Annotated in this window: 26 protein-coding genes and 1 tRNA gene; 11 read left to right on the top strand and 16 right to left on the bottom strand. The window is 67.2% G+C overall.

What is annotated here, in order from left to right; genetic code table 11:
- Positions 1-100: 100 nt before the first annotated feature.
- The 4 genes from E3T25_RS09590 to E3T25_RS09575 all read right to left on the bottom strand — a co-directional run bounded on the left by E3T25_RS09590 (position 101) and on the right by E3T25_RS09575 (position 2,640).
- A complete protein-coding gene (locus E3T25_RS09590) occupies positions 101-1,114 on the bottom strand; it encodes a DUF3048 domain-containing protein (RefSeq protein ID WP_206750256.1) in 1,014 nt (337 codons plus the stop codon).
- A 157-nt stretch (positions 1,115-1,271) separates the two neighbouring features.
- Positions 1,272-1,475: a cold-shock protein gene (locus tag E3T25_RS09585; RefSeq protein WP_104100133.1), complete on the bottom strand. Its 204-nt coding sequence runs from the start codon at positions 1,473-1,475 to the stop codon at positions 1,272-1,274.
- A gap of 212 nt (positions 1,476-1,687) precedes the next feature.
- Positions 1,688-2,266, bottom strand: a complete 579-nt coding sequence (locus E3T25_RS09580) for a LytR C-terminal domain-containing protein (protein ID WP_134373895.1) — start codon at positions 2,264-2,266, stop codon at positions 1,688-1,690.
- Positions 2,267-2,328: 62 nt separating this feature from the next.
- Entirely contained in the window at positions 2,329-2,640 is a 312-nt protein-coding gene (locus tag E3T25_RS09575; RefSeq protein ID WP_134342235.1) for a DUF3263 domain-containing protein, read from the bottom strand.
- Positions 2,641-2,830: 190 nt separating this feature from the next.
- Here E3T25_RS09575 and msrB point away from each other — a divergent pair, with 190 nt between their 5' ends.
- Both msrB and E3T25_RS09565 read left to right on the top strand, forming a co-directional pair.
- A complete protein-coding gene (gene msrB / locus E3T25_RS09570) occupies positions 2,831-3,232 on the top strand; it encodes a peptide-methionine (R)-S-oxide reductase MsrB (protein WP_104100136.1) in 402 nt (133 codons plus the stop codon).
- Between the two features lie 3 nt (positions 3,233-3,235).
- Complete coding sequence (locus E3T25_RS09565) at positions 3,236-3,814, top strand: nitroreductase family protein (protein ID WP_104100137.1); 579 nt, start codon at positions 3,236-3,238, stop codon at positions 3,812-3,814.
- A gap of 16 nt (positions 3,815-3,830) precedes the next feature.
- On the opposite strand, the gene E3T25_RS09560 is transcribed toward E3T25_RS09565, so the two are convergent.
- Both E3T25_RS09560 and E3T25_RS09555 read right to left on the bottom strand, forming a co-directional pair.
- Positions 3,831-3,903: transfer RNA gene (locus E3T25_RS09560), tRNA-Thr, on the bottom strand.
- 73 nt (positions 3,904-3,976) lie between these two features.
- Positions 3,977-4,891 carry a DsbA family protein gene (locus E3T25_RS09555; protein ID WP_134373893.1) on the bottom strand — a complete coding sequence of 305 codons (915 nt, stop codon included), beginning with the start codon at positions 4,889-4,891 and terminating at the stop codon, positions 3,977-3,979.
- A 252-nt stretch (positions 4,892-5,143) separates the two neighbouring features.
- Here E3T25_RS09555 and E3T25_RS09550 point away from each other — a divergent pair, with 252 nt between their 5' ends.
- Together E3T25_RS09550 and E3T25_RS09545 are read left to right on the top strand one after the other, a co-directional pair.
- Positions 5,144-6,241 carry an ABC transporter ATP-binding protein gene (locus E3T25_RS09550; protein WP_134373891.1) on the top strand — a complete coding sequence of 366 codons (1,098 nt, stop codon included), beginning with the start codon at positions 5,144-5,146 and terminating at the stop codon, positions 6,239-6,241.
- 93 nt (positions 6,242-6,334) lie between these two features.
- Positions 6,335-7,663 (top strand): DUF4032 domain-containing protein, encoded by a 1,329-nt coding sequence (locus tag E3T25_RS09545; protein ID WP_134342234.1) that lies wholly within the window; start codon positions 6,335-6,337, stop codon positions 7,661-7,663.
- 125 nt (positions 7,664-7,788) lie between these two features.
- On the opposite strand, the gene rlmB is transcribed toward E3T25_RS09545, so the two are convergent.
- The 4 genes from rlmB to E3T25_RS09525 form a co-directional block, all read right to left on the bottom strand.
- Positions 7,789-8,904: a 23S rRNA (guanosine(2251)-2'-O)-methyltransferase RlmB gene (gene rlmB, locus E3T25_RS09540; RefSeq protein ID WP_134373889.1), complete on the bottom strand. Its 1,116-nt coding sequence runs from the start codon at positions 8,902-8,904 to the stop codon at positions 7,789-7,791.
- A complete protein-coding gene (cysS, locus tag E3T25_RS09535; protein ID WP_104100142.1) occupies positions 8,904-10,319 on the bottom strand; it encodes a cysteine--tRNA ligase in 1,416 nt (471 codons plus the stop codon). The genes rlmB and cysS overlap by 1 nt, the downstream gene beginning before the upstream one ends.
- On the bottom strand, positions 10,316-11,554 hold the full coding sequence (ispD, locus tag E3T25_RS09530; protein WP_104100143.1) for a 2-C-methyl-D-erythritol 4-phosphate cytidylyltransferase: 1,239 nt from the start codon (positions 11,552-11,554) through the stop codon (positions 10,316-10,318). Before ispD ends, cysS begins: the two co-directional genes overlap by 4 nt.
- 205 nt (positions 11,555-11,759) lie before the next feature.
- Positions 11,760-12,242: a CarD family transcriptional regulator gene (locus tag E3T25_RS09525; protein ID WP_134373887.1), complete on the bottom strand. Its 483-nt coding sequence runs from the start codon at positions 12,240-12,242 to the stop codon at positions 11,760-11,762.
- 165 nt (positions 12,243-12,407) lie between these two features.
- Here E3T25_RS09525 and E3T25_RS09520 point away from each other — a divergent pair, with 165 nt between their 5' ends.
- Positions 12,408-12,884, top strand: a complete 477-nt coding sequence (locus E3T25_RS09520; protein WP_104100145.1) for a hypothetical protein — start codon at positions 12,408-12,410, stop codon at positions 12,882-12,884.
- A 70-nt stretch (positions 12,885-12,954) separates the two neighbouring features.
- Here the strand turns inward: E3T25_RS09520 and E3T25_RS09515 are convergent, their stop codons facing one another.
- Positions 12,955-13,635 (bottom strand): response regulator transcription factor, encoded by a 681-nt coding sequence (locus E3T25_RS09515; protein ID WP_104100146.1) that lies wholly within the window; start codon positions 13,633-13,635, stop codon positions 12,955-12,957.
- Positions 13,632-14,786, bottom strand: coding sequence for a sensor histidine kinase (locus E3T25_RS09510; protein ID WP_104100147.1), 1,155 nt, complete (start codon positions 14,784-14,786; stop codon positions 13,632-13,634). Before E3T25_RS09510 ends, E3T25_RS09515 begins: the two co-directional genes overlap by 4 nt.
- 180 nt (positions 14,787-14,966) lie before the next feature.
- On the opposite strand from E3T25_RS09510, the gene phoU reads away from it, so the two are divergent.
- Entirely contained in the window at positions 14,967-15,623 is a 657-nt protein-coding gene (phoU, locus tag E3T25_RS09505; RefSeq protein WP_104100148.1) for a phosphate signaling complex protein PhoU, read from the top strand.
- Between the two features lie 86 nt (positions 15,624-15,709).
- Here the strand turns inward: phoU and E3T25_RS09500 are convergent, their stop codons facing one another.
- The 4 genes from E3T25_RS09500 to E3T25_RS09485 form a co-directional block, all read right to left on the bottom strand.
- Positions 15,710-16,462, bottom strand: coding sequence for a phosphoglyceromutase (locus E3T25_RS09500; protein WP_134342230.1), 753 nt, complete (start codon positions 16,460-16,462; stop codon positions 15,710-15,712).
- An 80-nt stretch (positions 16,463-16,542) separates the two neighbouring features.
- Entirely contained in the window at positions 16,543-17,742 is a 1,200-nt protein-coding gene (ygfZ, locus tag E3T25_RS09495; RefSeq protein ID WP_134373885.1) for a CAF17-like 4Fe-4S cluster assembly/insertion protein YgfZ, read from the bottom strand.
- Positions 17,743-17,808: 66 nt separating this feature from the next.
- Entirely contained in the window at positions 17,809-18,423 is a 615-nt protein-coding gene (locus tag E3T25_RS09490) for a heme-binding beta-barrel domain-containing protein (RefSeq protein WP_134373883.1), read from the bottom strand.
- A gap of 206 nt (positions 18,424-18,629) precedes the next feature.
- Complete coding sequence (locus E3T25_RS09485) at positions 18,630-18,893, bottom strand: hypothetical protein (RefSeq protein ID WP_104100152.1); 264 nt, start codon at positions 18,891-18,893, stop codon at positions 18,630-18,632.
- A 74-nt stretch (positions 18,894-18,967) separates the two neighbouring features.
- On the opposite strand from E3T25_RS09485, the gene E3T25_RS09480 reads away from it, so the two are divergent.
- The 5 genes from E3T25_RS09480 to pstS all read left to right on the top strand — a co-directional run bounded on the left by E3T25_RS09480 (position 18,968) and on the right by pstS (position 24,986).
- Entirely contained in the window at positions 18,968-19,660 is a 693-nt protein-coding gene (locus E3T25_RS09480) for a response regulator transcription factor (protein ID WP_104100153.1), read from the top strand.
- Positions 19,635-20,555 carry a mycothiol synthase gene (gene mshD / locus E3T25_RS09475; RefSeq protein ID WP_241980769.1) on the top strand — a complete coding sequence of 307 codons (921 nt, stop codon included), beginning with the start codon at positions 19,635-19,637 and terminating at the stop codon, positions 20,553-20,555. The genes E3T25_RS09480 and mshD overlap by 26 nt, the downstream gene beginning before the upstream one ends.
- Before the next feature lie 56 nt (positions 20,556-20,611).
- Positions 20,612-22,786, top strand: a complete 2,175-nt coding sequence (locus E3T25_RS09470; protein ID WP_104100155.1) for an RNA degradosome polyphosphate kinase — start codon at positions 20,612-20,614, stop codon at positions 22,784-22,786.
- Positions 22,783-23,721 (top strand): NUDIX hydrolase, encoded by a 939-nt coding sequence (locus E3T25_RS09465; protein WP_134373879.1) that lies wholly within the window; start codon positions 22,783-22,785, stop codon positions 23,719-23,721. The genes E3T25_RS09470 and E3T25_RS09465 overlap by 4 nt, the downstream gene beginning before the upstream one ends.
- 176 nt (positions 23,722-23,897) lie before the next feature.
- On the top strand, positions 23,898-24,986 hold the full coding sequence (gene pstS / locus E3T25_RS09460) for a phosphate ABC transporter substrate-binding protein PstS (RefSeq protein ID WP_370247629.1): 1,089 nt from the start codon (positions 23,898-23,900) through the stop codon (positions 24,984-24,986).
- Positions 24,987-25,078 lie beyond the last annotated feature (92 nt).

Raw genomic sequence — 25,078 nt, 5'->3', positions numbered from 1 at the left:
AAACGGTGATGGGTTGGCACTCAAACAGAGAGAGTGCCAAGTAGATTCTGGCACTCTGGGGTCGAGAGTGCAAGTGAACGGCAAGGTGCCGCGGCCGCGGCTACGGCACCAGCACAACCGTGCCTCGGTCCGACGGCACCAGCTCGATCCAGGTGTTACCGGCGGCGAGACGAATCGTCACGCCGAAGTCATCGACGAGACGGATGGGGGCGGTCTGGTCGGCCTTGGACCAGACCGCATGCACGGACTTGCCGCCGGCCGACACCCAGGCTTCCCCCGAACCGATCATTGTCGTCGTGGGAACATCCCCGTAGGTGCCGTCGATCGCGACCCGCAGGACCAGGACGTTGGTCGCCCGCAGCTGCGCACCGGTGGCGTCGAGGTCAGGTGCGCCCTCCTGCGAGCGCAGGTAGGCAGCACCGGCCGCATCCCACGTCCAGCCGGGCCAACGGGCGGTGGAGAAGGTGGAGTTGATCGCCGCGACGGGCGCGCCGTCGACGGCCGCGGACGATCCCTGCACGGTCGCGGAGTAGGCAAATTGCTGGTTCGGCGGCGGCACGGTGGCGTTCCGCGCGACGAGCGCTGAGGCCTGGAGGATGACGTTGTGCGGGGCTTCCCGGTCATCCGAACGCGCGAAGAGGCCGGTGTCGTCGGTATCGAAAGCGGCGCTGACGACATCCGTCGCGTCCATCAGGTCGATGAATTTCTGTTGGCCGCCGGAATAAGCCACGATTCCGCCGAAGGGCGCGATGATGTCCGGGTCCATGGGTCGGATCGATCGCACCGGCCCGACGAGTTCAGGCACGTCGGAATGCCAGACCGCGACGTAACGGGTCAGCCCGCCCTCGACCAGTTCTTCGAAGACGATGTCGGCGCGCTCGAGAGAGAGCTGCGGCCTGGCCGCTTCGTGGTTGTCGATCTTCACCGAGAGGGCAGGGTTCTGGAGGCTCCCGGCCGGCACACTCGTGCCACGCAATGGGGCGACCGCCGGGTCTGCGGCCGACTCGAAGGTGGAGTTCCAGGGCGTGCTGGTCGAGCTTGCCGGCGGCTTCGGCGCGTCACTGGCGCATGCGGAGACCAGCAGAAGGGGCGGCAGAAGGACGACCCCGAGCATCCGGATGGACCGGATTCTCGGTGCCGCACTTCGTCGCTGCGCTTGAACCACTATTTTCGTTGTCACGCCCCAAACCCTAACGCGGCTGCACTGCCGCGCACACATGCCTGGGAGCGACCCGACCCTGCGGTCGACCGCTGGAACATCCCCCGCTGGATCAGATCGGACGAACCGCTTCTGCCTGGGGCCCCTTTGCCCCTGTACCCAGTTCGAAGATGACGTGCTGTCCCTCTTCCAGAACCTTGTAGCCGTGCATGTCGATGGCCGAGTAGTGGACGAAGACGTCCTGGCCACCTCCATCGACGGTGATGAAGCCGAAACCCTTTTCAGCGTTGAACCATTTGACGGTTCCGTTCGCCATGTATAACTCCTTGTTGCTGTGAATTCGTCGACACGCGCCCGCTGGCCGTACCGGGCCTGGCGCAAGGATTGCGTCCATTGCATTCGACCGATGGAATACGTCTCCTGCGAGAACGCCCGGTCAAACAAAATGAGGGACCAACGCCCAATTTACGGAAGCTCCGGAAGAACGAAAGGGGGTTGACGCGCGAGCGCCGGACGTATAGGCGACGGCTATTCGGCCGGCTCGTAGTCGGCGCCGACAACAACGGTCAGGTCCGCTGCGGAATCTGCGAAATCGCTTGAAAGCAGCACCTCCGAGCCGGGCAGTGACTCCGCGACTCCGCGGGCCGCTCCCTCCAGGGCCGCGTCGGCGTAGTAAACCGTCGTCGTCTGCACATCCTCCGTGCTCGCGTTGTCCAGCTCTTCGATCGTCCAGCCCTCCGCCTCGAGGAGATCGCCAACGGACCGGGCGATCCCCTCGCCGGCGGTCCCGTTCAAAACGGTCACGGTCGAGTCAGGGTCCACGGTCGCGGCCGGCGTCGGCACCGGCGCCGGAGTGTCACTCGGAGTGGCGCTCGGCTCGGCCGTGCTGTCAGCAGTCGTCGCCGTGCCCGGCAACCCGAAGTTCAGGTTGTTGTTCAGGACGGCCAGGCCGACGACTCCGATTCCGACCAGCAGCACGGTTGCGCCAAGAGACCACCACACTGCGACCCAGCCGCGCCCTTTCTTGCCGGGCGCGCGGTGGGCCCCCACCCGCTCCAGGAAGTGCGGGAAGTGGTCGAAGCGGTCTTTAGCGTAGGAATTCGGCATCGTGAGGCTGGTCAGATCCTTTGTAGTGGTGATGAGACACGGGAAGGGTGCAGGTCAGGGAGTCAATCGGTGGACTGTAGCGACCGGCGGCCCCTTGCCTGCGACCGGGCGTCGCGCAGCCGCTGCAGGCGTTTCACCAGCATCGGGTCGTGGGCCAGGGCCAGCGGCGAGTCGATCACAACCCCCAGTAGTTGATAGTACCGGGCGGCCGAGAGGCCGAACTCGGCCCGGATCGCCTGTTCCTTGGCGCCGGCATGCTTCCACCACTGCCGCTCGAAGGCGAGGATCAACCGGTCGCGCGCGGACAAGCCTGCCGGCGAGGAGGACTCCGAGGCAGGCTCCGCGGGAGTCGACGAGCCGGGAGCTCCGTCCACGTGCCACCTCCCTCGATCTCTGCAATCCTAATTGTCGATGCCTGCGTACTCGCTGGGCCGTTGGCCGTGCTGTCCAAGGTGGAAAATCCTGCCGGGCTCCTGATCGAGGAATACCACCGCGGTCTGGCGAGTTTAGTGTTGATACGGACAGATTTCGGCCTCTCCGGGGTCGAGCAGGAAGGAACGGAACATGGACTACGAGGTCGAGAAGTCGGATGCGCAGTGGCGCGCGGAGCTGAGCCCCGAGCAGTACGCCGTACTGCGCGGCGCCGCCACCGAGCGGGCGTGGGCCGGCGAGCTCCTCGATGAGGGCCGCTCCGGGATTTACACCTGCGGGGCTTGCAATGCCGAGCTGTTCAAAAGCGGCACGAAGTTCGACTCCGGTTGCGGCTGGCCGAGCTTCTACGAATCGGTGCGTCCCGAGGCCGTTGAACTCCTCGAAGACCGCACCCTCGGGGTTGTGCGCACCGAGGTGCGCTGTGCTAAGTGCGGCTCTCACCTGGGCCACGTTTTCGACGACGGATTCGGAACGCCCACCGGCGACCGGTACTGCATGAACTCCATCTCGCTCAATTTCAAGCCGGTCGAGTAAGCGTTGCCCGACCTCCTTGATACGGTCAATCATCGACGCTCCCACTCCAAGGTCACCGGGCAGGCACCGAGCCATGCGGAACTGCTGCCTTTGGTGGCTGTCGCGGCCCGTGTCGCCGACCATGGCGCTCTGCGTCCGTGGCGGCTGATCGAGTTGCGCGGTGACGCCCGGCGCCGCCTGGGCGAGGCCATGGTCGAGGCCGCCGGCCTGAACGGCGCCGAAGCCGCCAGGCTGGCCGCTAAGCCGCTGCGCGCCGAACTTCTGATCGCCGTGGTCGCGAGCCGTCGCGAAAGCGACACGGTGGCGGTCTGGGAACAGGACGCCGTCGCGGCCGGTGTCGCCCACATGCTGAGCCTTCTCCTCGCCGCCCAGGGCTGGGGCGTCATGTGGCGTTCCGGCGCCCTGGCCCGCACGCAGCCGGTGAACGAAACCCACGGCCTCGCGGCCTCGGAAGAATTGCTCGGCTGGCTGTACGTCGGGGGCATTCCGGCCGATGCAAAACCGGGCGTGCGCTCGCCGATCGATCCGACGGATTTTCTCAGCGCCCTCGAGGAAACCGTCACCGAGAGAATCACGATCTGAAGCGATGAGAGAACAGGGCCGGCCACGGGACTTGAACCCGTAACCCCCACTTTACAAGAGTGGTGCGCTACCAATTGCGCCAGGCCGGCATGAGGCGATTGACGCCTTGACTAATCATTCTAAATGACGAACCCGTGCTGTGCCGCCATCGAAGCGGGGCGACTACCCTGCCGGTGCCGGCTCGGGGGTCGGCGTCGAGGTGGAGTAGGTCGCGCCAGCCGCCTGTAGCACGAAGGCCGCGAACTCCCTCGGGTCGTCGAGTGCGCCGACGTACTGCTTTCCGTTGACGAGCACGGTGGGTGTGCCGGTGATGGCCTCGACCTCGGTGTTCGGCAACGGACCGGACAGAGCCCGGTCGGTGGATGCGATGACCCACGATTTGAAGGTCGTATCGTCAATGCACGCGTTAATCTGCGACACCCGGTCGCTCACGCCGGCGTCCTTCACGAGGCCCTTGATGGCCGCGTCGTCGTGACCGGCAGTGCCCTCCTTGGGCTGTTCCTGGAACAGGATGGCGTTGAAGTCGTAGAAGTTTGCGGGGGAGTAATTGGCCACACATGCAGCGGCGTTCGCAGCCCGAAGCGAGTATTTCGTGCCGGAGGACTTGTGGGTCAGGATCGAAACCGGGTGGATCTCCACGGTCGCGGCACCCGACGTGACCCACTGGCTGATCTGGTCACTGTTGGCGGCATCGAACTCGCTGCAGAACGGACAGAGGTAGTCGGCGTAGACGCGAATGTCGGCGACCGTGCCGGTCGCATCCGGCTTGGACGGTATCGGCTTGGCCTCGGGCTGGAGTGCAGAGGTCGTGACCGGGGTCATCCCCTCGGAGATCAGCACGCCGTCACTGGCCATGTTCGCCGGACCGGGGCCGACCGGGGGAATCGAGTTGATGATGACCACGGCGATGACCGCGGCAATGGCGACGCCGGCGACGGCGATTCCGCTGCGCAGGGCGACCCGGTAACGGCGGTCCTTCTTCTTCTGCTCCTCGCGGATCCGCTTGGCCTTGGTGCGCACCGCGTCACGTCGCTGATTCTTTGAGGGACGGCTGTCGCCCGATCCGCCAATAGTCATGAATGCTCGCTCCGAGTAGTTAGTGCAGAGGCAAGCCATTTGCGAATGCCTCCCAAATAGTAGGTCCCCTTTCTGGGAAACGTCCAGACGGGGCCTGTGGGCGGGCTCCGCCGCAGAATTCCCGCCGTCGCAGCGATCCCCCGACATGACATACTTAGAAAGTTGACCTGACGCACATGACGCGTGTCAGGCGTAGTAACCCATCACAACGGATCGTCCGGCACGTACCTGCCGGTGAAGGAGTAATCAACCATGGCTTCAGTCACGTTCGACAAGGCGACCCGCCTGTATCCGGGTTCCTCTATTCCCGCCGTTGACAAGCTCGACCTGTCGGTTGCCGACGGCGAGTTTCTCGTACTGGTCGGCCCGTCCGGCTGCGGCAAGTCCACGTCCCTGCGCATGCTCGCCGGCCTTGAAGAAGTCAACGACGGCAACATCTTCATCGGTGAGCGCAACGTGACGGATGTCCCGCCAAAAGACCGCGACATCGCCATGGTCTTCCAGAACTACGCTCTGTATCCCCACATGACGGTTGCCGAGAACATGGGCTTCGCGCTCAAGATCGCCGGCGTCAACAAGGATGAGCGCGCCGCCCGCGTTCTCGAGGCCGCCAAGCTGCTCGACCTCGAGCCGTACCTGAGCCGCAAGCCGAAAGCACTCTCCGGTGGCCAGCGTCAGCGCGTCGCCATGGGCCGTGCCATCGTGCGTCAGCCCCAGGTGTTCCTGATGGACGAGCCTCTGTCGAACCTCGACGCCAAGCTGCGCGTGCAGACCCGCACCCAGATCGCTTCGCTCCAGCGCCGCCTCGGCGTCACGACGGTCTACGTGACCCACGACCAGACCGAAGCCCTCACCATGGGCGATCGCATCGCGGTCCTCAAGGATGGCGTGCTCCAGCAGGTCGGCACGCCTCGCGACCTGTATTCGAAGCCGAACAACGTCTTCGTTGCCGGCTTCATCGGCAGCCCGGCCATGAACCTGTTCCTGGCCGACACCGTCGACGGTGGCGTCAAATTCGGCACCGCAACGATCCCCGTGCCCCGCGAGACCCTGGCCGGCTCCACCGGCAATAAGGTCACGATCGGCGTTCGCCCCGAGGACATCCACCTGTCCACCACGCATGGCGAGGGCCTCGAAGTTGCCGTCGACCTGGTCGAGGAGCTCGGCGCCGACGGTTACCTCTACGGCCACTCCACGGTCGAGGGCAAGCGCACCGATATCGTCGCTCGCGTCGATGGCCGTTCTCACTCGTCCGCCGGCGACACCGTTTACCTCACCCCGACGCCGCACCACATGCACGTTTTCGACGCCGAGACCGGCCTGCGCCTCGGTGGAGCAGTCGCCGACTAGGCACCCGCTCGTCAACGAACGGCCGGACGGAGCATGCTCCGTTCGGCCGTTTTGTCGTTCCCCGACTGCGGAGCACACCGGTAAACTCGACGGATGAGCGGTTCACTCAACATCACATCGGCCACTGCCGATCCAGCCCTACTTGACCTTCCCTGGAACCTCCCGCTGGATGCCTGGCCGAACGAGAACATCGCAGCCCTGCCCAAAGGCATCTCCCGCCACCTTGTGCGCTTCGCTCATTTGAGCGGTCGTGTCGTCGCCATCAAGGAGACCACCAGCGAGATGGCCAAGCGCGAGTACGAGATGCTCCGTACCCTGCAGGGCCTGGAAATTCCCTGCGTCGAGCCGCTCGCCGTGATCACGAACCGCACCGATGACGACGCCGAGCCGCTGAATTCGGTGCTCGTCACCCGGCACCTCAAGTTCTCGCTCCCCTACCGCGCGCTCTACTCGCAGACCCTGCGGCCCGACACCGCCACCCGGCTGGTCGACGCCCTGGCCCTGCTGCTGGTACGCGTGCACATGGCCGGCCTCTTCTGGGGTGATGTGTCGCTGTCCAACACCCTCTTCCGCCGTGACGCCGGCGCGTTCGCCGCCTACCTGGTCGACGCCGAGACCGGGCAGCTATATCCAGGCGGGCTCTCCAACGGCCAGCGCGAGAACGACCTGGAGATCGCGCGCGTCAACATCGCCGGTGAGCTCATGGACCTCGAGGCCGGCGGTCGAGCGGCCGACGAGCTGGATCCCATCCGGGTCAGCAATGGGATCGTGGCCGCCTACCGGCTGCTCTGGAAAGAGCTCACCGGGTCGGAATCCTTCTCCAGCTCCGAACGCTGGCGCATCACGGAACGCGTCGAACGCCTCAACGACCTCGGGTTCGACATCGAGGAACTGGCCATCAAGACGGACAACACGGGTACGACCGTGCGCATCCAGCCGAAGGTCGTCGACGCCGGCCACCACCAGCGGCGCCTGCTGCGGCTGACCGGGCTCGACGCCGAGGAGAACCAGGCCCGGCGCTTGCTCAACGACCTCGACTCCTACCGGGTCTCCTACGGCGACCCGGAGGCCGACGAGGAGATGCTGGCGCACGAGTGGCTGGTGCGCGTCTTCGAACCCGTCATCCGGGCCATTCCCCGCGATCTCAAGGGCAAGCTGGAACCGGCCGAGGTCTTCCACCAGCTGCTCGACCACCGCTGGTTCATGGCCCAGAACCAGTCCAGGGACATCCCGCTGGCCGAAGCCGTCACCTCCTACGTCAAGGACGTGCTCCGGCACCGCCGCGACGAGGCCACCGTGATCGAGCCGGCCACCGGCGAGATCACGATCCCGATCGACGTGACCGACGATGAGACCGCCGCACTGGCGGACGCGGCCGAGTCGGCCGCCGACGACGCGGCCGACTGGCGCCTCAAGGTCTGATCCGGCCGGCGCTCCGCCGGGTCCGTGTACCCAGCCGAACCGTGAGAAAAGGCCGCCAATTGTGGGATTAAGGGGCTTTTCTCGCGGTTCGGCCTGCCTGGCGGGCGCCCGGCCGGCGGGTCGGGTTAAGAGGCTGCGGAGGCGGCTGCCGCCGTCGTCGCGGCGGCTGCCTGCTTCGCGACCTTGGCGGCCTTGGCAGCCGCGCGCAGTCGGGAGACCTCGTATAGTGTCACGCCGGCCGCAATCCCCGCGTTGAGGGATTCGGTCGAGGCGCTGATCGGGATCGACACAATCGCGTCGCAGGTCTCGGTGACGAGGCGGGACAGCCCCTTGCCCTCGCTGCCGACCACGATCACGATGGGGCGCTCGGCGAAACCGATGCCGAGCTCGGGCAGCTGGGTGTCGCCATCACCGGCGAGGCCGATGACGAGCACGCCGCGCTCCTTGAGCGCCTTGAGCGACTGGGTCAGGTTGGTGGCCATGGCGACGGGAAGTCGGGCAGCGGCGCCGGCCGACGTCTTCCACGCCGACGCGGTCACGCCGACGGACCGACGCTGCGGCACGATCACGCCATGTCCGCCGAACGCGGCCGTCGAGCGGATGATGGCGCCGAGGTTGCGGGGGTCGGTGATGCCGTCGAGGGCGACGAAGAGCGGCTTGTGGCCGCGGCTGATCGTCAGTTCCAGCAGCTCGAGGGGCTGGGCGTACTCGTAGGACGGCACCTTGAGCGCGAGACCCTGGTGCACCGAGTCCCGGCCGGCCAGGCGGTCGAGCTCCGGGCGCATGACCTCGAGGACGGGGATGCCGCGGGTCGTCGCGAGGGTGAGGACCTCCTTCACCCGTTCATCCATTTCGATGCGCGTGGCGATGTACAGGGCCGTGGCGGGGATCTTCGCCCGCAGCGCTTCCAGTACGGAGTTGCGCCCGGTCACAACCTCATGCTCGTCGATCTGCTTGGCCCGGCGGGTGGACGCTCCGCCGCCGCCGGTGTTGCCGGTGGTGGCGCTGCGCGGCGCGCTCTTGGGACCCGCGGAACCGCGGCTGCGGCCGCCGCCGGCCGCGACGAAGCGGTCCTGGGCGAGCTTGCGTTTGCCGGCGGGGTGGTAGGGGCGGTCTTCCGCTTTGGGCGTGGGCTTCTTGCCCTCGAGCGCCTGGCGTCCCTGGCCGCCGGAACCGACCTGTGGTCCCCGGCTGCCCTTGCGCACGGCCCCGGTGCGGGACTTACGGTCTGTGTTCTTCATCAGTCAAAACTCCAATGGGCACCCGAGGGGGTGTCTTCGATGGTAATTCCGGCGGCGACGAGCTCGTCCCGGATACGGTCTGCGGCCGCATAGTCACGGCCCTGCCTTGCGATTTCGCGATCGTCGAGCAGGCGCTCGACGAGGGCGGTGAGTGCGATCATGGCCGGTTCGTCCGTGGCCACGGACCAGCCCGGTGAGAGCGGGTTGATTCCGAGAACCTCACTCATGGCGAGCACGTGACCACGCGCGGCGGCGGCCGCGTGCAGATCTTCGGCGTCCAGCGCCGCGTTGCCGGTACGCACGGTGTCGTGCAACACGGCCAGAGCCTGAGGCACCGCCAGGTCGTCGTCCATGGCGGACGCAAATTCGTCCGGGACGATCTCGACGCCGGATCCGGCGAAGCGGGTATCCGCCAGGCGGCGGTCGGCGCGGTCGAGGAAGCTCTCGATTCTTTCGAGGGCCGCTTCGGCCTCCACGAGGGAACCCTCGTGGTAGTCGATGGTGGAACGGTAGTGGGCCGCCCCCAGGTAGTAGCGCACGACGATGGCGCGCGCCTGGTCGAGCAGCTCCGCCGCGAAGACCGAGTTGCCCAGCGACTTGGACATCTTCTGCCCATTCACGTTGACGAGACCGTTGTGCACCCAGTAGCTCGCGAAGCCGTCGCCGGCGGCGGCGGACTGGGCCAGCTCGTTCTCATGGTGCGGGAAGCGCAGGTCGAGCCCGCCGCCGTGGATGTCGAAGTGGGAGCCGAGGTAGCGGGACGCCATGGCCGAGCACTCGATGTGCCAGCCGGGACGGCCGGCTCCCCACGGGGACGGCCAGGAGGCGGACTCTGGTTCGTCGACTTTGCGACCCTTCCACAGGGCGAAGTCGCGTGGGTCATTCTTGCCACGCGGGTCGGCATCCGCTGCCGGTTCCATGTCGCCGCGCCGCTGGCGGGTGAGGTCACCATAGTCGGGCCAGCTCGCCGTGTCGAAGTAGACGTCACTGGAGGCGTCATCGGCCGGGTAGGCGTGCCCGAGTTGGATCAGGCGGGTGATCAGGTCTTGCATCTGCTGGATGCTGGCGGTCGCCCTGGGTTCGTAGCTGGGGGCGAGGATGCCCAGCCGCTGGTATCCGGCGGTGAACTCCAGCTCGTAGCGATAGGCGAGCGCCCACCACTGCTCGGTGCCCCCGACCGCGTGGGCCAGAATTTTGTCGTCGATGTCGGTGACGTTGCGCACGAAGGTGACATCGAAGCCGCGGTAGGTGAGCCAGCGGCGCAGCTGGTCGTAGACGAGGGCGCTGCGCAGGTGGCCGATGTGGGGCGAGGACTGCACGGTGGGTCCACAAACGTAAATACCCACCGCGCCGGGCGTGAGGGGTATGAAGTCGCGGAGGGCCTGGGCCCTGGAATCGTAGAGTCGCATGGTCACGCTTCCCAGCTTAGGTCAGGGTCTGCCGGGGGTTCGGGGAGAATGAGCGCCGTCGCGATGGCGGCGAGGCCCTCGCCGCGGCCAGTGAAGCCCAGGGCATCCGTCGTGGTCGCCGACACGGCGACCGGCGCCTTCAGCAGCGATCCGAGCAGCGCCTCCGCCTCGGCCCGGCGCGTGTTGAGTTTGGGCCGGTTGCCGATGATCTGCACCGTGACGTTGCCGACCCGGAACCCGGCGGCCGCCAGCAGGCGCAGGGTCTCGCCGAGGAACACGTCGCCATGGGCGCCGACGAGGCGCGGATCGGATGTGCCGAAGACACCACCGATATCGCCCAACCCGGCGGCGCAGAGCAGGGCGTCGCAGATGGCGTGCACGGCGGCATCGCCATCGCTGTGCCCGGACAGTCCGCGCTCCCCCGGCCAGTGCAGGCCGGCGAGCCACAGTTCGGAGTCGTCGTCGAAGGCGTGCACATCGAGCCCGGTGCCCACGCGGGGCGCGGTGTCGGTGCGGGGCGCGGACTGGGCCGGCACGCGCGCGCCGAGCAGGGCCTCGGCCCGGCCCAGGTCCCACAGGGTTGTGATCTTGAAGGCGAGCGGGTCCCCGGCGATCACGCTGACCGGGTAGCCGGCGGCGGCCACCACGCCCGCGTCATCGGTCGCCGCGAGCGACGAGCCGGCGGATGCCGCGGCGGCCGCGGCGGTGAGCATCTCCCTCGGGAAGCCCTGCGGGGTCTGCACGGCCGAGAGTGCGGCGCGGTCCACCGTGCCCAGGATCTCGCCGGCAGCGGAGATTTTCTTGATGGTGTCGACCACGGCCAGGCCGGGAACGATGCCGTGACCGGTTGACTGCACCGCGTCGACGACGGCGTCGCAGAGCGCGGCGGGCGTGAGGGCACGCGCGGCGTCGTGCACCAGGACGGTGCGCACGCCGGGGTGCAGCGCGGCCAGGCCGCGGTTCACCGATTCCTGTCGGGTGGCGCCGCCGGCCACCACGTCGACGGATGCTGCCCCGCCCGCCCTCGAGGCGACCCGGCGGGCGTGAGCCAGGTGGGTGGCGGGCGCGACGACGATGACCTGCACCGGATCCCGCATCCCGAACACAGAGGCAAGCGCGCGTTCGAGCAGCGTGCGTCCGGCCAGCGAGACGAACGCCTTCGGCTCGGCGTGCCCGAGCCGGCTGCCACTCCCGGCGGCGACGACGATGACTGCGACCTGGGGCGCAGGGGTTTCAGTCATGTCTGGACGCTATCTGGTGAGGTCGACGACGAATGGACGCGAGACGGTGAGTACGAGGTGGTGCGGGAGGTACTGCAGCAAAAGACCGCGTCGGTGCGGGCGTCGGAAGCACGAAATGCGAAAGGCGGCACCTCGCGGCGCCGCCCTCCATCGAAAGCAAGTCTGGTTACGTGGGTTCTGATTCTGCCGGTTCCGGCTATGCCGGTTAGGACGCCAGGACCTCGTCGAGGACCGTGGAGGCCTTCTCTTCGTCGGTCTTCTCCGCCAGGGCCAGCTCTGAAATAAGAATCTGACGGGCCTTGGCCAGCATCCGCTTCTCGCCGGCGGACAGGCCCCGGTCCTGGTCGCGGCGCCACAGGTCACGAACGACCTCCGACACCTTGATGACGTCGCCGGATGCGAGCTTTTCCAGGTTGGCCTTGTACCGGCGGGACCAGTTGGTGGGCTCTTCGGTGAAGGGAGCGCGCAGCACCTCGAACACCTTGTCGAGACCCTCTTGGCCGATCACGTCGCGAACGCCGACCAGGTCGACGTTCTCGGCGGGAACCTCAATGGTCAGATCGCCCTGGGTGACATTCAGCTTCAGGTACAGTTTCTCTTCACCCTTGACCTTGCGCGTCTTCACCTCGGTGATCGTCGCAGCACCATGGTGGGGATAAACGACAGTTTCGCCAACCTCAAACAGCATATGTGTATCCCTTCAGCAACGTCGAGGATACCACAGCCGCCAGTGGTAAGGTGCGCCGCGCCCGGGCGCGCGCGGCTCAGCCCGACGGGAGCCGGTAGGCTGAAGGGGAAAGCTAAATTTGCAGCGTTTGGCCGTCAGGCGGAACGGTAAACTGTTGGAGGCGTTGTGAAAGCTCGTATCATCGTGTCCGTCGTTGTGGCGACCGGCATCCTTCTGGGGACCAGCGGTTGCAATCTCCTGGCACCGCAGTCGACGACCGCGAAATACGACGCGAGCGACGGAGTCAGCGGCAATGTCGGCGACCTCGCCATCCGCAACGCCATGCTTCTGTCGGACGACGGCAACATCGCCAACCTCGTGGTCACCGTCGTCAACTCGGGCGATTCGGCACACAACCTGAACGTGCAATACGACGACGGCACCGAGAAGTTCACCCAGGAGGTGAACGTGGACGCGAACTCCAGCGTCACGTTCGGCACACCGGATGCCCCGACCGTCACCGTCGCGGCCGACGTCGCGCCGGGATCGCTGTTCCCCGTCTTCTTCCAGTACGGCAACGAGACCGGCGTCGAAGTTCTCGTCCCGGTGCTCGACGGCTCGCTCGAGGAGTACTCGACGCTGCTGCCGACCTCCGCCCCGTAGGGCGAGGCCGACCGGCCGCTCCGGATCGCGGCACGCATTCCCGCGCGGGCGCCCTCCGTCGCCCCCGGCCTCAGGCGTCGAAGCGGTAGCCCAGGCCGCGCACGGTGACCAGCATGGTCGGATCCGAGGGGGCGGCTTCGATCCGCGACCGGATCCGCTTGATGTGCACGTCCAGGGTCTTGGTATCCCCGAAGTAGTCGCTGCCCCAGACCCGGTCGATCAGCTGACCTCGAGTGAGCACCCGGCCGGCATTGCGGAGCAGGAACTCCAGCAGCTCGAATTCTTTCAGCGGCAGGTTCACGATCTCGCCGGACACTGTCACGGTGTGCCGCTCGGTGTCCATCCGCACTGTGCCCGCCGACAGCAGGCTCAGGTCCTCCCCGACCTCGTCGGTGCGGCGCCGGGAAACGGCACGGATGCGGGCGAGCAGTTCCCGGGTCGAATACGGCTTGGTGACGTAGTCGTCGGCGCCGAGCTCGAGCCCGACCACGATGTCCACCTCGGAGTCCTTGGCGGTCAGCATGATGATCGGCACTGACGACCGCGTGCGGATCTCCCGACACACCTCCGTGCCTGGGATGCCGGGGAGCATGAGGTCGAGCAGAATCAGGTCTGCACCGGTGCGGTCGAACTCGCTGATGGCGCTCGGACCGTCTTCGGCGACGGTGACCTCGTACCCCTCCCGCTCGAGCAGGAAGCTCAGCGGTTCACTGAGCGCGCTCTCGTCTTCGACTAGAAGGATGTGGGTCATGGGGTGTCTCCTATCGCCGCCGAAGCGGGGTGCGGCGCCTCCGGGAGGCGGATGGTGAAGGTCGAACCGCTGCCCGGCTGCGACCAGACGCGGATGTCGCCGCCGTGGATCTGAACGATGTGCTTGACGATCGCGAGGCCGAGCCCCGTACCGCCGGTGTGCCGCGAGCGGGCCTGGTCGACCCGGAAGAAGCGTTCGAAGATCCGATCAAGATCGGCTTCCTCGATGCCCACGCCCTGGTCGGTGACGCTGATCTCGACGACTCCGGCGTTCTTGCGCACCCCGACCCCGACGCGGGAACCCTCTGCTGAGTAGTTCACTGCATTGGCCACGAGATTGTGCACGGCCATCACGAGGAGCCGCTCGTCGCCGCTCACCTCAGCCCCCGATTTCTTGCCGAGGGCGATCGTGATCCGGTCCGCCTCCGCGGTTACCCGGCTCTGGTCCACCGCCGTGGCCACGATGACGTCGACGTTGACGATCTCGGGCTCGGTCAGGGAATCCTGCGCCTGTAGGCGGGACAATTCGATGATCTCCTGGGTCAGGCGGCTGAGGCGACCGGACTCAGTGGTGAGGCGGTTCGCGAAGCGGCGCACCTGCACCGGCTCGTCCGCCGCCTGGGTGAGCGCCTCGGCCAGCAGCCCCACGGCGGCGATGGGCGTCTTCAACTCATGGCTGATGTTGGCGACGAAGTCCCGGCGCACCTCGTCGAGCCGGAAGGCCTCGGTGCGGTCCTCCGCCAGCACCAGAACGTACCGTGTTCCCAGCCGGGCCAACCGCACCCGCACCCGCATGCTGGCATCACCGAAGGGCCCGCGGGAGAGGACCAGATGGTCCGAGATCGGCTCGCCGGAACGGCGCACCTGGCTGATCAGGTTCAGGAGCTCGGAGTGCACCAGCTGCCGGTTCCAGACCAGTCCCATCGACACCGCGGCCTGGGATGCCTTGATCACGTTGTTGGACGGGTCGACGACGGCACCGGCCGTCTCCAGTGCGTCGAGCACCTGGTCGATTCCGTCGGGGACGGCCGGGTTGACGACCTCGGCGGCGCGCCGACCGTGACGCTCGGCCACGTGCAGCAGCGTCATGAAACCGGCCCCGACAGTCAGGCCGAGGGCCAGCGCCAGAAGCACAAGCCCTGTCGATTCCATTCATCCAGAATACTGACGTTTATTCCGGGTGGGTGACAGGGCCGTCCCGGCGCGCAGGCTACTTTAGGTAGAGTTCAAGACCACGGCACCTGCCGTTAACCTCCCTCCCCCATGATTCGGTGGGGCCAGGTGGGTCTCACGCGTCTGCGTGTTACGCGCGCCCAGGAAGGACCACACACCATGCGTGAAGTATTCCAGCAGGAACTCGCCGAAGTGCAGGATCGCCTTGTCGAGATCTCCCGACTCGTGGCGATCTCCATCGACAAGGCGACGCGCGCCTTCAACGAGTCCGATGTCGGTCTGGCGGAAGAAGCGATTTCCGAAGACGAGAAGATCGACGAGCTGACCATCGAACTCGATGAGCTGGCCATCACGATCCTGGCCCGCCAGCAGCCGGTCGCACGCGACCTGCGCATCGTCGTCAGCGCCCTGCGCATCAGCGCGTCACTCGAACGGATGGGCGATCTGTCCACGCACATCGCCCAGCTGGCCCGTTACCGGTTCCCCGACAAGGTCGTGCCGAAAAGCCTGCGCGCCACCTTCGCCGAGATGGGCACGCTCGTCACGGCAATCGCGCACATGCTCACCGCGCTTCTGACCAATGAGGACATGAAGCTGGCCGAAACCATCCGCAACGAAGACGACAAGGTCGACGCGCTGCACCTCAGCGTGTTCGACGCCGTGCTCGGGGCGACCTGGAAGGGCCAGGCGGCCGACACGGTCGACTCCACCCTCGCCAGCCGCTACCATGAGCGCTTCGCCGACCACGCGGTCTCGATCGCGAAGAAGGTGCAGTACCTCGGCACCGGCGCCTGGCAGCAGAACACGAACGCCTAGAGTCCAGGCGCTCCGGCGTCACCAGGAACGAGAAAGCCCCGGAAGCAGTCGCTTCCGGGGCTTTCTCGTTCCTGGTGGGTTGGACGCTACTTCTTGTTTCCCTGGGCCGCGACGGCGGCAGCACCGGCGGCGGCAGCCTCGGGGTCAAGGTAGCGGCCGGGGCCGAGCGGCATCATGTCCGCGCCGAGGCGGTAGACCAGCGGGATGCCGGTGGGGATGTTCAGCTCGGCGATGTCCGCGTCGCTGATGCCATCGAGGTGCTTGACCAGCGCGCGCAGCGAGTTGCCATGGGCGGTGACGAGAACCGTCTTGCCCGCACGCAGGTCGGGGGTGATGTCGGATTCCCAGTAGGGCAGCATCCGGTCGACGACGTCGCTGAGGCACTCGGTGCGGGGCAGGTCGTCGCCGAGCGCCGCGTAACGCGGGTCGTGCGCCTGAGACCAGCGGGAATCGTCGGCCAGCACGGGCGGCGGAACGTCGAAGGAGCGGCGCCACAGCTGGAATTGCTCGGGCCCGAACTTGGCGAGGGTCTCCGCCTTGTCGAGGCCCTGAAGGGCGCCGTAGTGGCGCTCGTTGAGCCGCCAGGAGCGCTTGACGTCGATCCACAGCCGGTCAACTTCTTCCAGAGCGATATTCGCGGTCTGGATGGCGCGGGTAAGTAATGAGGTGTGCAGGATGTCGGGCAGCAGGCCCGACTCGGCGAGAAGCTCGCCGGCGCGCTTGGCTTCGCCCGCGCCCTGCTCGCTCAGCCTGACATCCACCCAGCCGGTGAAAAGGTTTTCCTGGTTCCATAGGCTTTGGCCGTGACGGAGAAGGATGAGATTGTATGCATCTGACATGAGTCCAACTCTACCGACGTGGCGAGCGCGCCGGGGCTGGGTCGGCGGCCCGGGTCAGTGGCCGGGGTCAGTGACCGGCGTCAGTGGCCGGGCGTGCGGATGCCGAGCCGGGGCAGGCGCGGGATATCGGCCACCGAGCCCGCCGACTGAGGCACGATGACCTCCTGCGCGGCCGCGACGAGGATGTCCTGGGAGGCTACGTAAAGGGTGACCGTGGCGGGAACGGTGCGCTTCACCGTGGCGAGCGCGATCGGGCCCAGCTCGTAATGGATGGCGCTGGAGGTGATCCGGCCGATCCCGCGGTGCTCGGTGGTTCCGTCGGCCAGCTGCTTCACGGCCTGCACTTCGTCCCCGTGCACGGGGAGCACCGCGTCGGAGCCGTCCAGGTGCAGCAGCACCAGGCGGCGGGGCGGATGCCCGAGGTTGTGTACCTTGGCCACGGTCTCCTGGCCGCGGTAGCAGCCCTTGTTCAGGTGCACGGCGCTGCGCAGCCAGTCGAGTTCGTGCGGCAGGCTCTTCTCGTCGACCTCCGTGGCCCGGCGCGGGCGCCACGCCGCGATCCGGAGGGCCTCGACGGCGAGAAGGCCGGCCGCGGCGACCCCTCCGTTCCGCACGGCGTCGCGCAGAGCCGGCAGGGACGCGCGGGGGACGAGGGTCTCGGTCCAGTGCCACGCGGCGGCCGGGTGCGCCGGTCCAGGCGCGTACTGGTATCCGCCCGCGGAGACCTGGGTCCAGGGGTCGTGCCACACCAGAGGCACTCCGCTCGGCGCGGCCGGTGTGAGCGGCAACACCGACGGGTCACCCATCGACCCGATCACGGCGTAGGCGAGAGTGTGGTCGACGACCTGCACCCGCAGTGTGAAGCGCATCGTGTCGAGCCACGCGTGCAAGCCGGGCAGTTGGGCTGCCTCGACCAGCAGCCAGGTCTCCACCCCGTCGTCGATGACCGCCATGGCGTATTCGACGTGGCCGTTCGGGTCGAGCAGGAGCGTCTCGGTGGACTCCCCCGGCGCCAGGCGGCGCAGCTCCTGGCTGGAGATGGAGTTGAGCCAGGTCAACCGGTCCGGTCCGGCGACGCTCAGCACGCCGTGGTGGGACAGGTCGACGACGGCTCCGCCGGCGAGGAGCCGGCGCTGCTCCGTGAGAGGTCCGCCGTAGTGCGCGGCCACGCCGGCGTCGATGCCCTCGGCCTGCACCGCGCCGTCGAGTTCGAGCAGCGGGGATCTGAGCGGCGAGGACGGGAGAAAGGACGGGAGAGGGGACACGGGTGCATCGGTCATGGGAACTCTTTCCAACGGACGGTTCGGCGCCGGGGCGCCTGGATGTGACGCGCAGGGATGCCCGGTTTATTCGACGCGCTTGAGGCGGCCGGACGCGTGGGTGCGCAGGCTCTGACCTAAGGCGGCCATGTCCCAGGCCCAGAGCAGATGGCCGTCGACCAGACCATAGAGCCTCGTCGCCGCCGAGTAGGGTTTGGCACCCTGGGTGCGCATCACGGCATCCGTCGCCAGGTCGATGCGCGGACCCTTGACCTGGCCGAGGTAGATTTCCGCGACTCCGCCGGGGTGCACGATGGTCACGTCGATATCGAAGCCGTTGTCGGCGTTGCGGAGGGATTCGACCGCCGCAGCGGTGACGAACGGATGCTCACCCACGGCCGGCAGCAGACCCGGACCGGGATCGCCGAGCCCTTGGGCACGGCTTAGCCGCCAGTACCCGGTTTCCGTCATCAGCGGCGTCGACTCACCGCCGTCGGAGTCGGGCGTCGGCTCGAGCCAGGTGTAGGAGCTGTAATTCAGGTGCGGCAGGCCGTCGTGGCTGAAGCTCAACCGGTGACCGAACTCCCGGCTGACGGACTCTTCGCCGATCTGATAGTCGATGATTCCCGAACCTTCCCACACCCCGAGGAGCCACGACAGCGGCACCAGTTCGGAGGGGAGCTGAGGGGGCAGCTCAAACATCGAGGGCTACCGCTGCCCCCGGTACAGCTTGAACAGAACCAAGCCGGACACCCAGGCGATCGACAGGCTCGCCAGCGCGAGCAGCCCCAGGAAGAAGATTTCGATAGCGAGGATAGACATACGTCTTACTCTAGCCCGCTCGCGCGCGATAACCCCTCGGCACGCCTCAGCAGAACCACACGAGCACGGGCTGACTCAGATCAGAGTCAGAGGAGCCCGGCGAGAGCGAAGATTCCGGTGGCGGCGGCGAGCACGGCCACGGCACCGACCAGGCTGGTCGTCACCCGGTCCACGTAACCTTCCTTGCGTCCGGTCGCGAGCTGTACGCTCAGGGTTCCGATCGTGCAGCCGGCGAAGGAGAGGCTCATCCAGATCAGATGCTGGCCGGGCAGGGACAGCCATCCGGCCAGCACGGCGCACGCGAACGCGAACAACCACACCACGACGACGCTCTTCCACTGCCAGCTCACCCTCTCATTCTGCCCTGCCCGGGACCCTTTCCGCGGCACGCTAGGATGGGGCGCACAATCCTTGGAGGGTGAGTGTGGCCCAGTTGTTGATCCTGACCTCGGCGGTCAACAGTGACGTTCTTCCCGCCCTCGCCCTGCTGTCACACGGCACGCGCACCATCCCCGCCCAGCCGGACCAGCTCGTGACGGCGCCCGACGCCGACCTCATGCTCGTCGATGCCCGCTCCAATCTGATGGCGGCCAAGTCGCTCTGCCAGATTCTGCGCACCACGGGAAACACCGTTCCGCTGCTGCTCGTGATCACGGAGGGCGGCCTGGCCGCGGTGAGCCCGGACTGGGGCGTCGACGACGTCATCCTCGAGACGGCCGGGCCGGCCGAGGTGGATGCGCGCATCCGCCTCGCCGTCGGGCGCGTGCCCCGCACGGAGGAATCCGCCACCATCCGCGCCGCCGGGGTCATCATCGACGAGGCCAGCTATTCCGCCAAGGTGCACGGCCGGCCGCTGGACCTCACCTACAAGGAATTCGAGCTCCTGCGCTTTCTCACCGCGCATCCGTCGCGGGTCTTCACCCGGGAACAGCTACTCAGCGAGGTCTGGGGCTACGACTACTTCGGCGGCACCCGCACGGTGGACGTGCACGTGCGGCGACTGCGGGCCAAGCTCGGCGACCAGGAATCCCTGATCGGCACCGTGCGCAACGTGGGCTACCGCTTCAATGTGCAGGAACAGGACGGCACCCGTGGCATTCATCCGGTTTGCGCCTGATCTGACGGATGCCGCCTTCGCGGCCGAGTTCCACCGGGTCAGCGCCACCGCTACCCAGGGCGACGGCTACGCGCCGTTCAACGAACAGTCCCTTTTCGACGTGGCCGCGGGGCACCGCGCCCCGTTCCTGGTCGTGGAGAAGGACGGGAACGTCGTCGTGGGTGCGGGCATCCTCGGCGCCGGCGAACTCGACCTCGTCGTCGACCCGGCCCGACGCCGGCACGGGTACGGCGCGGCCGCCCTGGCCGAAATCCTGGCCGACGCGCCCGGGGAACTGACGATCTGGTCGCACGGCGACCACCCCGCTGCCCGGGCGCTCGCCGATCGGTTCGCTTTCACGGCCGAGCGCACCCTGCTGCAGCTGCGGCTGGACCTGTCGAAGGAGACAGCCGGCAGCGCGCCGGCCGAGCCCGGAGCCCCTGCCCGCACCGGCATCCGTGCCGCCGTCCAGATCGACGCGTTCCGGCCCGGGCCGGACGACGCGGAATGGGTGGCGCTGAACGCGCTGGTGTTCGCCGCGCACCCGGAGCAGGGGGCTCTGACCGCGAGCGATCTGGCCGCCCGCTGTGCCGAACCGTGGTTCTCGGCCGGTGATTTCCTGGTGGCCCGCGACGCCGGCACTGGCACCGGTCCGATGGTCGGCTACAACTGGTTGAAGATCGAGTCGGGCTCCCCGGTGGGCGAGATCTACGTCGTCGGCGTGCACCCGGATGCCGCCGGTCGCGGCGTCGGCCGCCGCCTCATGCTGGCCGGGCTCGACCGCCTCCGCGAACGCGGGTGCCGTACCGCGGACCTGTATGTGGAGGCCGACAGCGCCGCCGCGGTGGCCCTGTATCGTTCGCTCGGGTTCACCGAGCGAACGATCGATGTGCAGTACCGCCGCAGCCCGCGTTGACCAGTGTTCATCCAAGATCGTCGCATTCGCGCGGTCCACAGTGTCAAGATGGTTGAATGGACGGCGATAACATTCAGACCGACTCGGGCCTGGGCAGCGACTTTGACGATGATTTCGATCCCCTGATCGGCGTGAACGATCCGGCGCTCCTCACCGAGCGCTACCTCGACCGGGAACTGAGCTGGCTGGCCTTCAACCAGCGGGTGCTCGAGCTCGCGGAGGACCCCGATCTCCCGGCTCTGGAACGGGCGAACTTCCTGGCCATCTTCGCCAGCAACCTCGACGAATTCTTCATGGTGCGGGTCGCCGGCCTGAAGCGCCGCATCCTCACCGGGCTGGCCGTGCCGACCAACATCGGGCGCGCCCCGCAGGACGCCCTCTCCGACATCTCCACCACGGCCCACGTTCTGCAGGCCCGGCACGCCCACGCCTTCCAGGACCTCGTCAGCCCGGCCCTCGCCGAAGCCGGGATCGACATCGTCAACTGGGACACCCTGGACGATGCCGACCGCCGTTCCCTGCGCGACTACTTCTCGAACCAGATCTTCCCGGTGCTGATGCCCCTCGCGGTCGACCCGGTGCATCCATTCCCCTACATCTCCGGGCTCTCGCTGAACCTCGCGGTCCGGGTTCGCAACTCCAAAACCGGCAAGCAGGAGTTCGCCCGGCTCAAGGTGCCCACCATGCTCCCCCGCTTCGTGCGCGTGGACCGACGCGAGAAGGCAGACAGCGTACGCTTCATCACGCTCGAGGACCTGATCGCGAACCATCTCGGAGATCTGTTCCCGGGCATGGACATCCTCGAGCACCACGTCTTCCGGGTCACCCGCAACGAAGACGTCGAGATCGAAGAGGACGAGACCGAGAATCTGATCAAGGCCCTCGAGAAGGAGCTGCTGCGCCGCCGGTTCGGCCCGCCCATCCGTCTCGAGATCACCGAAGACATGGACGAGGTCACCCTCGGCCTGCTCGTGCGCGAGCTGGACGTCACCGATCAGGAGGTGTACCGCCTGCCGGCCCCGCTCGACCTGGGCGGCCTGTTCGACCTGCGGATCGACCGCCCGGACCTGCGCTATGTGAAGCACGTGCCGACGACGGCCGTTCAGCTGCTCGCCCCGGAACCGAACGCGGAACCGGACATCTTCAGCGCCATCTCGCGCCGGGACATCCTGCTGCACCACCCGTACGAGTCGTTCGCGACCAGCGTGCAAGCGTTCCTCGAGCAGGCCGCGGCCGACCCGGACGTGCTCGCCATCAAGCAGACCCTGTACCGTACCTCGGGCGACAGCCCCATCGTCGAGGCGCTGATCGCAGCCGCCGAGTCGGGCAAGCAGGTGCTCGCCCTGGTGGAGATCAAGGCCCGCTTCGACGAACAGGCCAACATCACCTGGGCCCGCAAGCTCGAGAAGGCCGGCGTGCACGTGGTCTACGGCCTCGTGGGCCTGAAGACGCACTGCAAACTCGCGCTCGTGGTGCGGAACGAAGACGGCGTTTTGCGCCACTACAGCCACATCGGCACCGGCAACTACAACCCCAAGACCAGCCGTCTCTACGAAGACCTCGGGCTCCTGACCGCGGACCCGCAGGTGGGCAAGGACCTCACCCGTCTGTTCAACGAACTCTCCGGCTACGCGATCGAGAAGAAGTTCAAGCGCCTGCTGGTGGCGCCGCTGCACCTGCGCCGCGCCCTGCTCAAGAGCATCGCGACGGAAACCGCGGCCGCCCAGGCCGGCAAGCCGTCGGGCATCCGGATCAAGGTGAACTCCATGGTCGACGAGGCCATCATCGACGCACTGTATCGGGCCAGCCAGGCGCGCGTGCCGATCGAGATCTGGGTGCGCGGCATCTGCAGCCTGAAGCCCGGGGTCCCCGGGATGAGCGAGACCATCAAGGTGCGCTCGATTCTCGGGCGATACCTGGAGCACTCCCGGATCTTCTCGTTCCACACCAACGGTGACCCGCAGGTCTACATCGGCAGCGCCGACATGATGCACCGCAACCTCGACCGCCGGGTCGAGGCGCTGGTGCGCCTCGTCGACCCTGACCACCTGACCGAAATCGACGCCCTCTTCACCCGGGCCATGGACGACCGAACCTCATCGTGGTGGCTGGACAGCTCGGGCGAATGGACGCGCCACCACCTGGACGGCTCCGGCCATCCGCTCGACGACATGCAAAACAGGCTCATGCAACAAATCTCCCTCCGCAAGCGCCCGGCGGGGCGCCGATGAGCGACCTTGCCATCTACGCTGCGGGCGCCGTCTGCTGGCGCCTGATCGACGGCAAGATCCACGTTCTCCTGATCCATCGCACCGTGTACGGCGACGTGACCATTCCCAAAGGGAAGGTCGACCCAGGCGAGACCCTGCCGCAGACGGCCGTGCGCGAGATCGGGGAGGAGACCGGCCTGGCCGTGGCCCTCGGCGTGCCACTGGGAATCTCCGCCTACTCGCTGCTCAACGGCCGCGAGAAGATCGTTCACTACTGGGCCGCAGAGATCACGCCCGCGGCCATCCAGCACTCGACCTTCGTGCCCAACGGCGAGGTCGCGGCGATCGAGTGGGTCACCATCAAGAAGGCCCGCACCTACCTCAGTTACACGCCCGACGTGGAGATCATCGACGCGTTCGCCAAGCTCGTCGACACCGGTGTCACCCGCACCTTCGCCCTGATCGCGCTCCGCCACGGCAAGACCGTGCAGCCCGGCAACTGGGACGGCCCCGACTGCAGTCGGCCGCTGACCGAGCGCGGCGTCAAGCAGGCCGCCGCCATCGTGCCCACGATCACCGCCTGGCAGCCCCTGCGGATCGTGTCGAGCACGGCGACCCGCTGCGTGACCACCGTGGCCCCGCTCGCGGCGGCCACCGGCATCCAGATCAAGCGCACCGAACGCTACAGCCAGGACGCGTTCGAGCAGGGCCTGGCGGATGTCCGTTCCGGCATCGGCAAGCGGGTGCGGTCGCGAAAGACTGCTGTGATCTGTAGCCACGGGCCGGTTCTCCCCGAGATCCTGCACGAGATCGCCCTGGCCACCGGCACCACCCACGGTGCGTACATCTCCGACGCGGCGGCCCTCGAAACCGGGTCGTTCTCGGTGGTGCACCTCTCCGCCGACAATCCGAGCGCGGGAATCGTCGCGATCGAAACACACTCGCCTGCCCTTTGACCACGGTATTCGGTGAATGCCCCGCTGCTTCTTTCGGCCTGCCCCGCCGCGTTCACCTTCCGTTAACCTTTTCGCAGGGGTGTCGTTAACCAGGCGGAATATGGTCACGGTGAGGCCAGCACCGGCCTCGAACCTGCAGTCACTTGTTATGAAGTCAACCCTCGAAAGGGATATCTGTGAATTTCATGCGTTTTGGCCGACCCGCGGTCATCGCCGTCGTCGCCGCACTGGCACTGTCTTCCTGCGCCGCGAACGAAGGCGCTGCACCGGAGTCCGACTCCGCCAGCGCCCTCACCGGCACGATCAACGCCGGTGGCGCGTCCTCCCAGGGCTCAGCCCAGGAAGCCTGGATCTCAGCGTTCCAGACCGCGAACCCGGACGTCACCATCAACTACGACCCGTCCGGTTCCGGCGCAGGTCGGGAGGCGTTCATCGCCGGTGGCTCCGACTTCGCAGGCTCCGACTCCTACCTGAGCGACGACGAGCTCGCCGGCACCTTCGGTTCTTGCGCAGCGGACACCACCGCGGTCGACCTGCCCGTCTACATCTCCCCCATTGCCGTGATCTTCAACGTCGATGGGGTCGACGACCTCAACGTCGACGCCGACACGCTGGCCAAGATCTTCTCCGGCGCCATCACCACCTGGAACGACCCGGCCCTGGTCGCACTGAACGAGGGCGTCTCGCTCCCGTCGACCGCGATCACCGCCGTGCACCGCTCGGATGACTCGGGCACCACGAAGAACTTTGCGGACTACCTCGGCCAGAACGCCCCGGACGTGTGGACCGAGAAGGCTTCCGACACCTTCCCGTTCCAGACCGGTGAGGGTGCGCAGGGCACCTCGGGCGTCGTCGACGCCGTCACCAACGGCGTGGGCACGATCGGCTACGCCGACGCGTCGCGCGCCGGAGACCTCGGGGTCGCCAAGCTCAAGGTCGGCGACGAGTTCGTCGCGTACAGCGCCGAAGCCGCCGCCGCCGTCGTCGACGGTTCTCCTCTCGTCGAGGGCCGCGAAGCCAACGACCTCGCGTTCGACCTCAACCGCATGACCGACAACCCGGCCGAGTACCCGCTGGTCCTGGTCAGCTACGCGATCGTTTGCACCGAGTACGCCGACCCCGCCCAGGCTGAGCTCGTCAAGGCCTACGTCGGCTACATGGCCAGCGCCGAGGGCCAGGCCGAAGCGGTAGCATCCGCCGGCGCGGCATCGATGACGACCGAACTCCAGGACAAGGTCGCAGCGGTTCTCGAGACCATCAAGTAGCTCCTGTTTCGCCGTTCCTCAGCTGCCCGATCCGGGACTCGCATGGCTTGCGAGCACCGGGTCGGGCAGACTGGGGTTCGTGGCCTGTGACC

Origin of the sequence: Cryobacterium sandaracinum (genome assembly GCF_004403415.1) — a bacterium.
Lineage (GTDB): Bacteria > Actinomycetota > Actinomycetes > Actinomycetales > Microbacteriaceae > Cryobacterium > Cryobacterium sandaracinum.
The sequence above is the reverse complement of the archived record's forward strand: the minus strand, read 5'-3'. Positions and strand labels throughout refer to the sequence as shown.